We start from the raw sequence: 12,984 nt of genomic DNA on the forward strand, positions 1-12,984 counted from the left end.
CTGTTTCACCTTTTTTTGAAGGACAAGCTCAAATTGAAAAGCTAAATAAGAAAAAAATAGGAGGATCAACCGATGGGGGAAGTCAAATGGGTGAAATTAAGTACCCAGATGTTCGACGATGAGAAAATCAAACTCATTGAACAAATGCCCGAATCTGACACTCTGTTGATTATATGGGTTAAATTGCTTGCTCAAGCAGGTAAAACTAACGCTTCTGGTTTTATTTATCTAAGTGAAAACGTGCCTTATACAGACGAAATGTTAGCACACATCTTTGGAAGGCCGTTAGGAATTGTTCGCATGGCATTAGATACATTTAGAAAGTTCGGAATGATTGAAATTAATGATCAGAATTTTATCAGTATATGTAATTGGGAAAAGCATCAAAATTTAGATGCGCTCGAAAAGATTAGGGAACAGAATCGCTTGAGAAAGCAAAAACAACGAAAAAAACTAAGTCTTGCAGAACCAAAAAATAACATGTCACGTGACGTCACGATCAATGTCACAGCAAGTCACGCAACAGATATAGATAAAGAATTAGATAAAGATAAAGAATTAAAAGATATATTGTCGGGAAACCCGACTGATGATCCTAAAACTCAAGAATCTGAAATTCCATTTAAGCTGATTGTTGATCTTTTGAACAAAGTAACAGGAAAGTCTTTCAGACATTCTTCTACTGCTACACAAAGGTTAATTAAAGCACGCTGGAATGACGGGTTCAGGTTTGAAGATTTTAAAACAGTGATCCTTACAAAAACTAATCAATGGCTTAAAGACGACAAAATGAATAAATATCTGCAGCCAACGACATTGTTTGGAACAAAGTTTGAAGGATACCTGAATGAAGGTGCGGGGGTGATAAAGCATGCAGAGCATCAAATCAGTGGCGGCGGAGTCCTTAAACGCAAGAATGACATTCCATTCTGATTTTTGTGAGAAACACACTTACACAAGAGGGAACGAGGATGTCATCAAGCCTGTTCGTATGATGATTCTCAATGGCAAAGTAATCTGTCCAAGGTGTGAGCTGGAGGCAGATGAGAAGAAGATACAAAAAGAATTGGAGAGTCAAATCGAGTTTAGCCAGCGTACAAAGAATTTCAACATGTTGGAGAAGCGCAGCATCTTTCGAGACAGAACCATTGCACAAGCGACGTTTGATAATTACAAAGTGGCCGAGCCTGAGGAAACAGAAAATAAGCGCCGCATGATGGAAATGGTTGGTTATTTAAAACAAGGTGAAGTATTCAACATTTTTCTTCAAGGTCATCCAGGTGTAGGGAAGAGTCACCTAGCTTATGCAGCACTTAAAGCACTCAATGTACCGCCTGATCCTGACAACCCCGAGGATATGGGGAAATCATGCTTGTTTGTAAATCTTGCTGATGCTGCTTTTGCGATTCAAGATTCCTTCCACAACAAAGAAAGCAAATTCACACAAGGTTATGTAACAGGGCTTATAGGTGATGTGGATTATTTAGTGATTGATGATGTAGGGGCTGAAACGGGATCTGAACATTCAAAGAGCGAGGCTACCAACTTTATACACAAGATACTTTATGCAGTCACCTCAGCTAGACAGGATAAAGCAACAATTTACACATCAAATCTATCTGGAGACAAATTAAAACAAATGTACGACACCAAACTTGTATCACGCATGACGAAAAGATCTAAATATATTTTGTTTAGAGATACTTTTGATAAACGTGACGAAGAATTGCCATTTTAGGAGAAAACCATGAGCCATCAGCAATTCAACAGCATCCGAAATTGCTAGTTTAATAGCCCATAAAAAAACACAAGGAGGAACGAACATGAAAAAAGGCGGTAGAAAACCCACGAGAGCCGAAAGAAAGGTTTTAGTGGTAAATGGATTAAATCCACTTTATTGGCTCGTAGAAAAGAATCTGACGTCATCTGTACACGTTGTGCATAAAGAGGTCGGTCGCAGAAAGGAAATTGCAAAGTGAGTGCTACTAGAATCATTTTAGAAGATTTCAATTTCGAATGGACCATTATTGGTCTCAAGAGGTTTTTGGATTACTGGTACGAAGGCAGGTCTTTGAGTGAAATGGCCGAACTGTTTCGCAGGCCAGAAGAAGAAGTGTTAATGCTGATGATTGATTTCAGCAAACGAGGAAAGATCAAGGAGCGTCCGAACGGTGTCGGGGCAAATGAACCAATGTATATCAAAAAAAGCGCAATGAGCTACAAAAAAAGGGATTTACGCAGGCTGTTCGAACAACAACCGGTTTACTACGCTTGCCCGCACAGCGATTTCATATGGGATGAAAAAGACATCATTTTATTTAGACAAATGTGGCAGGACCATGAACCGATCAGACATATGGCCAATCGTTTAGCCCGCAATGTCGATGACATCCTGTTGCTGATTATAGATCAAGCTGAGTTAGGAAAGATTGAACCACGTAAAGGCGGCGCGCTAGGAAAGGAGTACAAGCATGAAAAGGAAAAGCATCTTGTTGCCATTTGAGAAAGCAACGACAAGACAACTCGAAGTCATTGCGAGATTTGAAGAGTGTCCGAAACAGCTAAAGACAGCAGCCGTGCGCCACCTCAAAAAGAGAGGAGGCATCAAGTGATGAGCAGTGAAGATAGAGCGTTAATGATCGAGTGGTTGAGTCTTAAAAATGGGGCTTATGGGCGTGAGCATTGTGAAAAACTGTCTGACGAAGAACTCGAAAGAATCTATAATCTCAACGTTCCGCAGCGTGACGAATAAGGAGGTGAGCTTATTGGAAAAGGTAACGAATCCATACAAATCGGGTCCAGTCACAACTTGGGTGATGAGAGAGGAAGAACTAGCAGCTTATAGGCAGCAACATCCACCCAAGCCATATAAAAAGAGACTCAAACGTAAAGACTGGCGTTGGCAGCGCACAGATCAATCCGTCGAGTCTCAGCGGTAGAATTCACATCAGTTCAATGTGAGTGATTAAACTTATGAACCTTAATTATATCACATTGGAGTGAAAATTGTGAATAGACCACAGACTATCTCATTAACAAAAAACGAGCCTTTCACAACATTAGTTGAACAAGGAAAAGTACAAGTGATCGTGCTGGACGGGATAAACAACACAGCGCATTACATAGAGGCTCCCGAACACGGTCACACAATCATTGAAACGATTAAAGGGAGTTTTGACCGAGTTAGATTTGATTTCAGTTATAAAACTAAACGATAGCAGGGGTTTATCCCCTGCGGGGGAGGAAATACCATGAATTTACCTAAACATGTCGAGCTTTCGCAGGCAGTCAAAGCCTGCAAAAACAAAGCGATGACGATTGATGATGCAGCTGCATATATAGGCGTGCCTAAATTTTTCGTGCCAGTGCTTGCCGATAGTTGCCCTGATCTGATCATAGAGGGCAATGTCGTCATGGCAAAGCGTGAGTCAAACGGTCCTGTGATTTTCACTCTACTGTTTTTCATGGGGATTATTGCTGTAGCTGGGTTGATGCAATGAACAACATTGAGTTGTTTGCAGGAATAGGAGGAATTACCTTGCTTCAGAATGGGCTAGCATTGTTTCACTTTGTGAGCATGAATCCTTCTCTTGAAAGGAATTGAATAAAATATCTGGGTTAGTGTAAAGATACTGCTGATTAAAAAATCAGGAGGATGAAATAATGTCAGAAACAAAAGAAATACCTTCTATAGTATACGCAGTAGCTTCTGTCAAATCACAAGGTGAACAATCTCTCTTTGAGGCTCCTCATCTTGTTACTAGCGATAATGTAGAGAATTTTTATTCAGATCCCGACTTAATTGATACTGCGATCAACCGATTGAGTACAGAGGGATTCGAAGTTTTACATGTTAGCCCAATCGCAATCACAATTGCTGCTCCACTCGAGTTATATGAACAAGTTTTTAAAACGAAAATTATCCCTGTTGAAAAAGAAGTTAAACGATTAAATGATGTGCACAAATCGACTTTTTTAGATACAACTGATACTGATATGCCTGGGTTAATTGATGTGTCTAAAAGTGCTTTTAGTGATATATTGGAAGGCATTGCAATAGAAGAACCAAGGTTTCGATTAGGTTCATTGGTATCCGATGTTTTAATTGAAGTGGAAAAAAGTTTTATAGAAAAAAATCAACCTACAGCTTATCCTCCTCCAAAATCATATTGGCATTTAAATGTACCGTCTGATGTGTCTTTGGGATTGAATGCTGATAAAGCACATAGAGCTGGAATTACTGGTCGCAATGTTAAAGTAGTGATGATCGATAGCGGTTGGTACAAGCATCCTTTCTTTAGTGAACGTGGTTATCATTTTAATGATGTTGTACCTGGACCAGCAGCTACAAATTTGGAACACGATGAAAGTGGACACGGTACAGGGGAATCAGCAAATATATTCGCTGTAGCACCCGATATAGATTTTACTATGGTAAAAACAACTTTTAAATTAGTTACTGGGCACGGGGACATTGAAAAAGCTATCGATCTAAAACCAGATATTATATCAATAAGTTGGGGTTCTGATCCTCCTGATATGATCTCTGCTGCTAATATTGCTTTATCAGCAGCAGTTGCTAGAGCTGTCAAAGAAGGAATAACAGTGGTTTGTTCATCCGGCAATGGACAAAGGTCTTTTCCGGGTCAGCATCCCGATGTTATTTCTGCTGGTGGAACATACATGCATGCGGATGGTACTTTTGAAGCTACTCCATATGCAAGTGGTTTTTCAAGCCGACTTTTCCCAGGTAGGAATTGCCCAGATGTATGTGGGTTAGTAGGAATGCTTCCTAAAGCTGCCTACATTATGCTCCCTGTTGAACCAAAAGATGAAATAGATGCTCTTCTTTCTGGAGGCACTCATCCTAATGGAGATGAAACGCTTAACAACGATGGTTGGGCAGCTTTTAGCGGTACTTCCGCAGCCGCCCCACAGTTAGCCGGTGTTTGCGCTTTAATTAAGCAAGCTGCTCCTGATTTGTCTCCAATGGAAATAAGGGATATTCTCAAAAATACTGCACGGGATGTAACACAGGGGATAGCAAGCAAATCTACAGGTAGCCCTAGAGCTATGGAAGGGGTCGATTTAGCAACGGGACATGGATTAGCGGATGCCTACCAAGCTGTAAAAAGAGTGCTTAGTAATGAATAGAATTTCCCCTGGGAAAATATATTTTAAAAGGTCCAAGATGGAGAGCCTGCGGACACTGATCAACACCATTTAAAACGGTGCTGATTAGTGTCCGTTTTTAATTTGTCGGAAAGGATCAGATAAAAAACAAAACAAAAAAACAGCCGCAGAAAGCTCACTGACAGAGAAGTAAGAGAGTTGATGGGGCAAAACATGCAACGTTTAAAAAGAGCCAAAGGCGGGCCATGCGCAGAAAATAAAGGGGGAATTTTCATGAATCAAACAAGTTTAGACATTCCGCAGATCGACGAGGAAAAAACTAGAGCAAAGATGGAAAGAATGCTAGAAAAGTATAAAATGTTAAGGCTTCAAACTTCAGAAGACTTTCTTCCGAAGATCACAACAACTTACACGATTACGCCGCCGAGTTTTTCTAATCAGTTCCACTCATCCACAGAAGAAGCAGCTCTTAAAAAAATGGATTGGGAGATCGAGCGTGAAAAATATATGAAGGGAATCGAAAGGGGCATTAATCGTCTAACGCAAAAAGAGCGTCGTATTTTAGTTATGCTCTATATGCAGGATGAAGAAATGTATGATTATGAGATTTACGCTGAAATGGGCCTCAGCCAGCGGAATTACTATCGTGTTAAAAACAAAGCATACTATCGACTGGCCTTTGCACTTAGAGAAGAAGTGTACAAGCAGGGGGATAAATCATGAATTTTGTTCAGCCAATAAGGGACCTTGATCAGATCCATTATATAAAGAAATATCTTGGAGAACGGAACAAAAGAAACTTGCTGCTGTTTGTGGCGGGAATCAATCTGGGCTTGCGCATATCCGATCTACTGGAATTAAGGGTTAAGAACGTGAGAAAACAGTACGTATCCCTTAGAGAACAAAAAACAGGTAAAGAGAAAAGAATCAAAATAAACAAGACGCTTCGAAAAGCGATAGATCAATATATTAAAGACAAAGATGATCAAGAGTATCTTTTTAAAAGTAGAGAAGGACTCAACAAACCTATCAGCCGCAGCAGTGCATACAATATTTTGAGAGAAGCGGCGGAGTATGTGGGCCTTGATAGTATAGGGACGCATACACTTCGAAAAACGTTTGGCTACTGGCATTATAAGAAATTCAAGGATGTGGCCTTGCTGCAAGAAATATTCAACCACTCAAGCCCAGATATTACATTGAGATATATTGGGATCACACAAGACACAATGGATAGAACAATGGACGACTTTGGCTTATAGGCTCATCTGTTTAAATGGCGGGTGAGTTTATTTTGAATATTAAGTTAAAAGTGCGTATTTTTCTGAACCATTATGAATAAAATGATTCTCTAAGGAGATAACTGTTCTTAAAATAATATAATTGACAGAAATAGAAAGCTGGGTGATAATGTGGACAAAGGGAGGTTGAGGTTAATGGCGACTTATGTGGAACATAATCGCGATGTATTTTTAAAGCTAACTGTAACAGGCATGGCTTTAAAAGCTTCAATTGCAAAAATATACACACACCATTTAGCGGTAGCAGAAGAAAAAAGAAAAGACAGAGAATATTACGAAATGTATGCACAGGCATATTCAGAAGATCAAACTGATAAAGAATATTCAGAGATGTTTTCCAGTATTTCATTAGAAGTAGACAGATTGCTTAAGGAGAATAAAGACTAGATGGGGCGTATGGAACCCTCAAGAGGGGATATATACTGGGCTGATCTAGAACCGGTTAAGGGATCTGAGCAAGGAGGATTTCGACCGGTTTTTGTTGTGTCTAATAATCTTATGAACCAAACTGCTCCAATCTGCATTTGTGTCCCTATCACTAGAGATGGTGAGAAAGTTAAAAATTATCCATTTAATGTACAGTTTGATAGCGGTGATTGGATAATAGATGCAGAGGCTATTCAAAGTATAAAAAAGATGGGGAATAGTTTTGCAAATCAGGGAGGATTCTTGCTTTGTAATCAAGCTAGAGCCATAAGCAAAAACAGATTACATGTTAGAATGGGAACTTTCAAAAACAATTCTCAGTTAAAAAAAGTTGAAGATGCTATCATTCATTCTTTTGGGTTGAACTTATGCGAAAAATGCGAAACTCCACTAAGACCTGGCGGCTTAAAATGCGGAAAATGTAATCGAGTGCACAGCAAAAAATGTTCTGGGTGTAAGAATATTCATTCAGTAAAAAATAATTTCTGTCCGCAGTGTGGAAGTGGGAGGGGTAATAAACGATGAGCGAAAACCTTTCGAAAGATGAGTTTATTGAACTTTTACTGAAGAATATTGAGGAAATTTCATTATCAGTTGATTTATTAATTAATTCAATTAATGGGATTATTAAGGGTGAAATTGTAGACATTACATCTAAAGATAATGAATTGTTTACATCTTGCAGTAACCTGGTCAGGAGTATGGAGAAAATCCACTCCAGTAAGCACGAATTTAGAGAAGTAGATCCTGAACTTTGGAAGAAGTACATAGAAGCTACTGATGTTATTCTTCAAGCAATATTGAGCTTATTGGATTTAATTAGTAACGGTGGTAACAATACTGAAGATTCTGACCAACTCAGGGACATAGTCAACCAGCTGTTTAAAGGATCTGAAATAATCTTTTTCTTAGTAAATGAACTAGTTTAGTTGATTTTCAAACGCTCTTTAAAAAGGGCGTTTTTTATTTGCATTTTAATCAACTAACCAAAATGAGAAAATGTCCAACTCATTTTAGGGAAATGGCTGAAAAGCAAGAGGGACAAAGGATTCAGCGATTCCCTGAGTTAGACACAATAATAGATATGGTGAATTGGTGGATAATTAGGATACTCTGTTTTGTATTTAGGATTTTTACAAAGGTACAAAAAGCGACTTACCAAGTAGGTGTCGCTTTAATACTTATTTAAAGATAACGTTTAACACGTTTCATCGGTATCTGTATTAATGAAATTTCTTATGCAAGGTCCAAGACGTTTAATATATTCTCCTGAAAAACCATGATAAACATCGGTTATATTAGTTAAATCAATGTCCTCTAGTACATTTTCTATTCTGGATAATCCTGCACCAGTTTGACCTAAGGCCGTATGATACGTTGCTAGAGGATAAATCATCATTAAGACAATGTCACTTAATGAATACCAAACGTGCGTACCAGTTCTTTTTCCTGGGTAATCTTGCGCAATATATATAGCATCTTTAAAATCTCCGGTATTGCTAAAGGCATCTGAAGGTAAGGCGGCGGACATACACCACCACTCCTTAAATGAGGAGCCCATGTTATCTTCACGATGTATTTTTTGACCCGCATGAGCAAGAACATAACAACCAAGTGAATGTGTCACAGCTATCCCTTTATCATTTGATTTATTTAGGGTTTTAAGAAAAGGAACCAAATAATCCCCAGTGACTCTAGCTCTTCTCTCCATCTCTCTCCAAAAAATTGCTCCAACAAAAATTAATTCAAATGCACCTAGTCCTCCAATAACTTGACCAGCTATTGCTTTTTCAATAATCTTTCGTTCTCGATTATTCATTTCAGAATCATAACTTACAAGATAAATTTCTGTGTTTGACTCATTATTCTTAAACATTTCGGCTTCTTGTTCAAAGGTTGAATAAAAATCATAAATGTTTAAATCTGAAATTGAAAAGTCACTGCCGTCATTATTCATTGCACTATACAGCATCCCATGAATAAAAAGCCACTGTTTTTTATTTGCATTAGGAACATGAGTTTCTGGGTTAACTTTCTTAAGAATTGGCTTCTCATTTTTATAAATAGCGTAATATGGATTCTCAAATAAGAATAACTGTGGCTTTGGATCCCTTGATATATCATCCGCAATTAATGTGTATATGTAGTAAATTAATTCAGCGGGTAATAAATTATTTTTTGAAAGTATTTCCATTGTGGATGTGAAGTATTGTATAGCACGGTGTGTTAGCCTTAACCGGATATTATCAACATTGACACCACAACCTTTCACACAGTCCATCGTTTGATCAAAAAAATAATTTACATCTTCTACGCTATTTTTTATTACTTTTTTTGTCATTTCAGCGGCATCATTAATTGTGCTGCATACTTTTTTCATGCTAATTTTTGGTTTCCATCTTAGAAATTCCTGTAACTTCTCATCATATTCATTCATAATTATTCTCCTTTTACTTATTTATCTATACTGTTTCCGTTCAGTATAAAAGTATGTATTTTATTCGGATATTGTTTTTTTGGCAGTTAAATGGCGCATTTTTGGCACGATCTTGGCAAAGCATTTTGTCTGAGAGCAGTTATGATGGTAATAGGTGATAAATTGAGAGCGGCTTCCATTGCGGGGGTCGCTTTTTCGTTCGACAAATTCTGCATTAAGTTTCTTCTCTTCACTTTCTGCCGATATAAAGGCTGGAGGTGAAGATATGAGTTTAAAAAAATACATTACCAGTTTATCTACTTATGTCAATTTGATTAATGAGTTAAACGGAGAACAAACAAATGAAATATTAACTTTCTTTACTAGTTATGGATTAATTGAGGGTAGAGTTACAAAAATTGAAGAATTTGAAGTTAATGCGAATTTTGAGGATGGAGATTTTGATCAGGAATTACTCAAAACTATAAGAGAGAATAAAATAAATGCGTATGCGGTGACAGAATTTACTTATAAATTATTTTTAGGTGAAGAGCAAAATTTTGCTATCTATTTAGAAGATGTAACGATTAGGCAAGGGGTTACTACTCATACATCCAATACTTTTGTATTATTTACAAACCAAATAACTGGAATTGTTCCAGGCCAATTTAATAAGTAAATAAAAAGCATCCTGCGGGGTGCTTTTTATTTGTGGAGGAATACTAATGAAAAAGCCATTAAAACCATGCAATGAGCCTGGATGTCCTCAACTAACACGAGAAGGATATTGCCAGCAGCACAAGACATCAAAACCTTTATATGATCTGTTCCGTGAATCATCGTCACGCCGTGGGTATAATAGCCGATGGCGTAAAGCGCGTGAGGGTTATTTAGCAAAGCATCCTTTGTGTCAGTCTTGCATGCTACAAGGCAAACGTATTGCTGCTACAGTAGTGGACCATATCAAACCGCATAAGGGAGATAAAAAACTATTTTGGGATTCTTCTAACTGGCAGCCGCTGTGTGCGTCCTGTCACAGTAGGAAGACCGCTAAAGAAGATGGAGGGTTTGGAAATGGATTATAAAAAATGCACATGTGATCACTGCGGAACAATCTTCATAGTTAAATACTGTTCTAGGATTATGAGGGTCGGCCGTGGAATCAAACGTCACTTTCTTGTATGTCCAGGGTGTAAAGCTGAGTACACATCCTACTATACAAACGCTGAAATCAGAAAGCAGCAAAACAAAATCAGAAAGCTGAATAATGCCATTCGAATGACGAGGAACAAAAGTCTACTTGATCAACACCAAAAGAAAATAGATTCAATACGAGCAGATTTAGAAAGAGACATGAATCAGCTTCGCATTGATGTTGAAGGCACCCCCCAGGGTTTAATCCCTAGAAACGATTTGCCGTAGACCGCGACTCCCTCAACATCGCGAGAAATTCCCTAAATGAAATTTTGAAAGGAGGTGAGAGGATGGCGAGGCCTAGACAACCGGTAGAATTATTGTTGGTAAAGGGTAAGAAGAACCTTACCAAGAAAGAGATTGAGCAAAGAAGGAAACAAGAAGTAAAGGCGCCAAATGATAAAGTAAAAGCACCTGCATATTTACCAAAAGATTTAAAAAGAGAATTCAAAAAGATAGCGGACGAGCTCAAAAACATCGGAATTATGACAAATTTAGATGTAGATGCGCTTGCCCGTTTTTTGTTTGCTCGAAAACAATACTTAGAAATAACAGAAATCTTATTAGAGACACCGATCACAACCCTTGCTGAAAATTCAGAGGGAGAAAAGTTTGAAATTGCGAATCCTGCCTACAGTGATCTTCTTATAAATCAAGACAAATTATTTAAACAATGCAGACAAGCATCAAGTGATTTAGGCTTAACCATTTCCTCACGCTGTAAACTCGTTATCCCAAAGAAAGATGACAAGCCTAAGACAAAAGAAGAAGAACGCTTTGGAGGGCGCATGTAATGCTAACGCAAGAAATGACCGCGGAGCTTTTAATTGAGCGAGTTTGGTCATATTGCGAAAAGATTCAAGCGGGCGAAATAAAAGCAGGAAAGAAGCACAAGTGGGCTGTTCAGAGGTTCATTAAAGACGTAGAGCGGTTAGCAGATGAAGACTGTCCGTATTATTTTGACGCGGAAGCAGTCCTTGATTTCTATGAATGGGCCAAGCAATTTAATCATGTCGAAGGGATATTAGCAGGTAAGCCAATTGAACTTACAGACTTTCAATTATTCATTGCTGCTAATATTTACGGCTTTTACAAAAAAGAAAATGGTGCCAGGCGTTTTAGAAAAGCATACATCCAGTTAGCGAGAAAAAACGCGAAATCACAATTGCTGGCTATCATGGCTTCATATGAAATCTTTCCTACTAGAGAAAAACACCGCGTGTTTATTGCCGGTTGGTCAAGAGAGCAGTCAGATGAAGTCTATCAAGCAATCATTGAACAACTAAAGCACGCACCTATTTTAGAAGGGAAATACACAGACGCTAACGGGCAGGTAACAAAATACGCAACAAATTCAATCATCAAACCGTTATCCCGTGAAGCCCGAAAAGTAGGAGACGGAAAAAACCCTTCTCTTGGGATAGTCGACGAATACCAAGCACATGAAACAAGTGAAATTTATGATGTTATTGATAGTGGAATGGTCGCACGTCGAAGCCCTTTGATGGTTATCATTACTACCGCAGGTTTCAACTTAAACGGGCCGTGTTTCAAAGAGTATCAATATGTTTCCAAAATTCTTGATCCCGACATTGAAATTGAAAACGATGACTATTTTGTTATGATCTGTGAACTTGATCCCGAAGACGACGTAAAGGATGAGTCGAACTGGATCAAGGCAAATCCGATTGTAGCAACTTACCCAGAAGGGATGGAATCACTTCGGTCAGCGTTAAAAGTTGCATTAGATGTGCCTGAAAAGATGAGAAGTTTCCTCACAAAAAACATGGATCGCTGGGTCGACCAAAAAGACAACGGCTATATGAAAATGTCAAAATGGCGGGCCTGTCATGGTGAAATACCTGATCTAAAAGAAATGGCGATCTATCTTGGTTTAGATCTATCTATGACAACTGATTTGACTTCTGTCGGGTGGGTTGGTGTTCTTGATGGTTTTTATTATGTCGGTCAGCATTCCTTCATTCCAGAGGAAAAAGCAAAAGAGAAAATGGCTACTGATAAAGTGCCTTATGATTTATGGCGTGATCAAGGTTGGATGACATTCACGCCAGGGGAGGCAGTTGACTATCAATTTGTTGAAAGATGGATTGTTGAATTTGCCCACGTCAACAAATTGAGAGTCATGGAAATTGCATATGACAAATGGAATGCGTTACACCTAGCGCAGAGACTTGAGGGTAAAGGATTTAATATGACGGAGCTTCCGCAAAGGCTTCAGCACCTTTCTTTACCTACGAAGGATTACAGACAAAAGGTATACGAGGGCAAGCTCATTCATGGGAACGATCCTCTTCTAACTTTTGCATATAATAACGCAATCATTAAACAAGACGCGCAAGAAAATATCATGTTAGACAAAGCGAAATCCCCACAGAGAATAGATCCAGCTGCAGCGGTTATGAATGCTTTTGCTAGAGCCATGTATCACGATACGGGCGCAAACGTTGACTTAAATAAACATTTTTCAGGAAATTTCAGTTTTTAGGATGTGAG

The 12,984-nt window shown here is 38.5% G+C and carries 20 protein-coding genes; 19 read left to right on the top strand and 1 reads right to left on the bottom strand.

What is annotated here, in order from left to right; translation table 11 throughout:
• The first annotated feature begins 72 nt into the window (after positions 1-72).
• From AC20OE_RS06015 to AC20OE_RS06080, 14 genes are all read left to right on the top strand, one after another.
• Positions 73-933 (top strand): phage replisome organizer N-terminal domain-containing protein, encoded by an 861-nt coding sequence (locus AC20OE_RS06015; RefSeq protein WP_487268676.1) that lies wholly within the window; start codon positions 73-75, stop codon positions 931-933.
• Positions 872-1,738 (top strand): P-loop NTPase family protein, encoded by an 867-nt coding sequence (locus AC20OE_RS06020; RefSeq protein ID WP_487268678.1) that lies wholly within the window; start codon positions 872-874, stop codon positions 1,736-1,738. Before AC20OE_RS06015 ends, AC20OE_RS06020 begins: the two co-directional genes overlap by 62 nt.
• 85 nt (positions 1,739-1,823) lie before the next feature.
• Positions 1,824-1,979: a DUF6906 family protein gene (locus tag AC20OE_RS06025; protein WP_487268680.1), complete on the top strand. Its 156-nt coding sequence runs from the start codon at positions 1,824-1,826 to the stop codon at positions 1,977-1,979.
• Entirely contained in the window at positions 1,976-2,503 is a 528-nt protein-coding gene (locus AC20OE_RS06030; protein WP_487268682.1) for a hypothetical protein, read from the top strand. Before AC20OE_RS06025 ends, AC20OE_RS06030 begins: the two co-directional genes overlap by 4 nt.
• A gap of 108 nt (positions 2,504-2,611) precedes the next feature.
• Positions 2,612-2,752: a BH0509 family protein gene (locus tag AC20OE_RS06035; protein ID WP_144455604.1), complete on the top strand. Its 141-nt coding sequence runs from the start codon at positions 2,612-2,614 to the stop codon at positions 2,750-2,752.
• Positions 2,753-2,756: 4 nt separating this feature from the next.
• Positions 2,757-2,939, top strand: coding sequence for a hypothetical protein (locus AC20OE_RS06040; protein WP_487268685.1), 183 nt, complete (start codon positions 2,757-2,759; stop codon positions 2,937-2,939).
• Between the two features lie 69 nt (positions 2,940-3,008).
• Entirely contained in the window at positions 3,009-3,218 is a 210-nt protein-coding gene (locus tag AC20OE_RS06045) for an XtrA/YqaO family protein (RefSeq protein ID WP_035701916.1), read from the top strand.
• Positions 3,219-3,251: 33 nt separating this feature from the next.
• On the top strand, positions 3,252-3,500 hold the full coding sequence (locus tag AC20OE_RS06050; RefSeq protein ID WP_487268688.1) for a hypothetical protein: 249 nt from the start codon (positions 3,252-3,254) through the stop codon (positions 3,498-3,500).
• A gap of 163 nt (positions 3,501-3,663) precedes the next feature.
• Positions 3,664-5,154 (top strand): S8 family serine peptidase, encoded by a 1,491-nt coding sequence (locus AC20OE_RS06055; RefSeq protein ID WP_487268690.1) that lies wholly within the window; start codon positions 3,664-3,666, stop codon positions 5,152-5,154.
• Positions 5,155-5,406: 252 nt separating this feature from the next.
• Positions 5,407-5,856 carry an ArpU family phage packaging/lysis transcriptional regulator gene (locus AC20OE_RS06060; protein WP_487268692.1) on the top strand — a complete coding sequence of 150 codons (450 nt, stop codon included), beginning with the start codon at positions 5,407-5,409 and terminating at the stop codon, positions 5,854-5,856.
• Entirely contained in the window at positions 5,853-6,395 is a 543-nt protein-coding gene (locus tag AC20OE_RS06065) for a site-specific integrase (protein WP_060596944.1), read from the top strand. Before AC20OE_RS06060 ends, AC20OE_RS06065 begins: the two co-directional genes overlap by 4 nt.
• A 174-nt stretch (positions 6,396-6,569) precedes the next feature.
• Positions 6,570-6,821, top strand: coding sequence for a hypothetical protein (locus tag AC20OE_RS06070; protein WP_342495652.1), 252 nt, complete (start codon positions 6,570-6,572; stop codon positions 6,819-6,821).
• Positions 6,822-7,385, top strand: coding sequence for a type II toxin-antitoxin system PemK/MazF family toxin (locus AC20OE_RS06075; protein ID WP_487268695.1), 564 nt, complete (start codon positions 6,822-6,824; stop codon positions 7,383-7,385).
• Positions 7,382-7,789, top strand: coding sequence for a hypothetical protein (locus AC20OE_RS06080; RefSeq protein ID WP_342495650.1), 408 nt, complete (start codon positions 7,382-7,384; stop codon positions 7,787-7,789). Before AC20OE_RS06075 ends, AC20OE_RS06080 begins: the two co-directional genes overlap by 4 nt.
• 269 nt (positions 7,790-8,058) lie before the next feature.
• Here the strand turns inward: AC20OE_RS06080 and AC20OE_RS06085 are convergent, their stop codons facing one another.
• On the bottom strand, positions 8,059-9,297 hold the full coding sequence (locus tag AC20OE_RS06085; protein WP_487268697.1) for a hypothetical protein: 1,239 nt from the start codon (positions 9,295-9,297) through the stop codon (positions 8,059-8,061).
• 265 nt (positions 9,298-9,562) lie between these two features.
• On the opposite strand from AC20OE_RS06085, the gene AC20OE_RS06090 reads away from it, so the two are divergent.
• The 5 genes from AC20OE_RS06090 to AC20OE_RS06110 all read left to right on the top strand — a co-directional run bounded on the left by AC20OE_RS06090 (position 9,563) and on the right by AC20OE_RS06110 (position 12,976).
• On the top strand, positions 9,563-9,955 hold the full coding sequence (locus AC20OE_RS06090; RefSeq protein WP_487268699.1) for a hypothetical protein: 393 nt from the start codon (positions 9,563-9,565) through the stop codon (positions 9,953-9,955).
• Between the two features lie 46 nt (positions 9,956-10,001).
• A complete protein-coding gene (locus tag AC20OE_RS06095; protein WP_487268701.1) occupies positions 10,002-10,361 on the top strand; it encodes an HNH endonuclease in 360 nt (119 codons plus the stop codon).
• Complete coding sequence (locus tag AC20OE_RS06100; RefSeq protein ID WP_487268703.1) at positions 10,351-10,698, top strand: transglycosylase; 348 nt, start codon at positions 10,351-10,353, stop codon at positions 10,696-10,698. Before AC20OE_RS06095 ends, AC20OE_RS06100 begins: the two co-directional genes overlap by 11 nt.
• Positions 10,699-10,760: 62 nt before the next feature.
• Positions 10,761-11,264, top strand: coding sequence for a phage terminase small subunit P27 family (locus AC20OE_RS06105; RefSeq protein WP_487268705.1), 504 nt, complete (start codon positions 10,761-10,763; stop codon positions 11,262-11,264).
• Positions 11,264-12,976 carry a terminase large subunit gene (locus AC20OE_RS06110; RefSeq protein ID WP_487268707.1) on the top strand — a complete coding sequence of 571 codons (1,713 nt, stop codon included), beginning with the start codon at positions 11,264-11,266 and terminating at the stop codon, positions 12,974-12,976. Before AC20OE_RS06105 ends, AC20OE_RS06110 begins: the two co-directional genes overlap by 1 nt.
• Positions 12,977-12,984: the final 8 nt, after the last annotated feature.

Source organism: Bacillus sp. SRI_025, from assembly GCF_057592095.1.

Excerpts from the sequence above, each read along its gene's own strand:
- AC20OE_RS06095 (WP_487268701.1), top strand. The coding sequence starts at position 10,002 with ATGAAAAAGCCATTAAAACCATGCAATGAGCCTGGATGTCCTCAACTA.
- AC20OE_RS06050 (WP_487268688.1), top strand. The coding sequence starts at position 3,252 with ATGAATTTACCTAAACATGTCGAGCTTTCGCAGGCAGTCAAAGCCTGC.
- AC20OE_RS06090 (WP_487268699.1), top strand. The coding sequence starts at position 9,563 with ATGAGTTTAAAAAAATACATTACCAGTTTATCTACTTATGTCAATTTG.
- AC20OE_RS06060 (WP_487268692.1), top strand. The coding sequence starts at position 5,407 with ATGAATCAAACAAGTTTAGACATTCCGCAGATCGACGAGGAAAAAACT.
- AC20OE_RS06100 (WP_487268703.1), top strand. The coding sequence starts at position 10,351 with ATGGATTATAAAAAATGCACATGTGATCACTGCGGAACAATCTTCATA.
- AC20OE_RS06110 (WP_487268707.1), top strand. The coding sequence starts at position 11,264 with ATGCTAACGCAAGAAATGACCGCGGAGCTTTTAATTGAGCGAGTTTGG.
- AC20OE_RS06080 (WP_342495650.1), top strand. The coding sequence starts at position 7,382 with ATGAGCGAAAACCTTTCGAAAGATGAGTTTATTGAACTTTTACTGAAG.
- AC20OE_RS06015 (WP_487268676.1), top strand. The coding sequence starts at position 73 with ATGGGGGAAGTCAAATGGGTGAAATTAAGTACCCAGATGTTCGACGAT.
- AC20OE_RS06075 (WP_487268695.1), top strand. The coding sequence starts at position 6,822 with ATGGGGCGTATGGAACCCTCAAGAGGGGATATATACTGGGCTGATCTA.
- AC20OE_RS06070 (WP_342495652.1), top strand. The coding sequence starts at position 6,570 with ATGGCGACTTATGTGGAACATAATCGCGATGTATTTTTAAAGCTAACT.
- AC20OE_RS06055 (WP_487268690.1), top strand. The coding sequence starts at position 3,664 with ATGTCAGAAACAAAAGAAATACCTTCTATAGTATACGCAGTAGCTTCT.
- AC20OE_RS06105 (WP_487268705.1), top strand. The coding sequence starts at position 10,761 with ATGGCGAGGCCTAGACAACCGGTAGAATTATTGTTGGTAAAGGGTAAG.
- AC20OE_RS06065 (WP_060596944.1), top strand. The coding sequence starts at position 5,853 with ATGAATTTTGTTCAGCCAATAAGGGACCTTGATCAGATCCATTATATA.
- AC20OE_RS06020 (WP_487268678.1), top strand. The coding sequence starts at position 872 with ATGCAGAGCATCAAATCAGTGGCGGCGGAGTCCTTAAACGCAAGAATG.
- AC20OE_RS06085 (WP_487268697.1), bottom strand. The coding sequence starts at position 9,297 with ATGAATGAATATGATGAGAAGTTACAGGAATTTCTAAGATGGAAACCA.
- AC20OE_RS06025 (WP_487268680.1), top strand. The coding sequence starts at position 1,824 with ATGAAAAAAGGCGGTAGAAAACCCACGAGAGCCGAAAGAAAGGTTTTA.
- AC20OE_RS06035 (WP_144455604.1), top strand. The coding sequence starts at position 2,612 with ATGAGCAGTGAAGATAGAGCGTTAATGATCGAGTGGTTGAGTCTTAAA.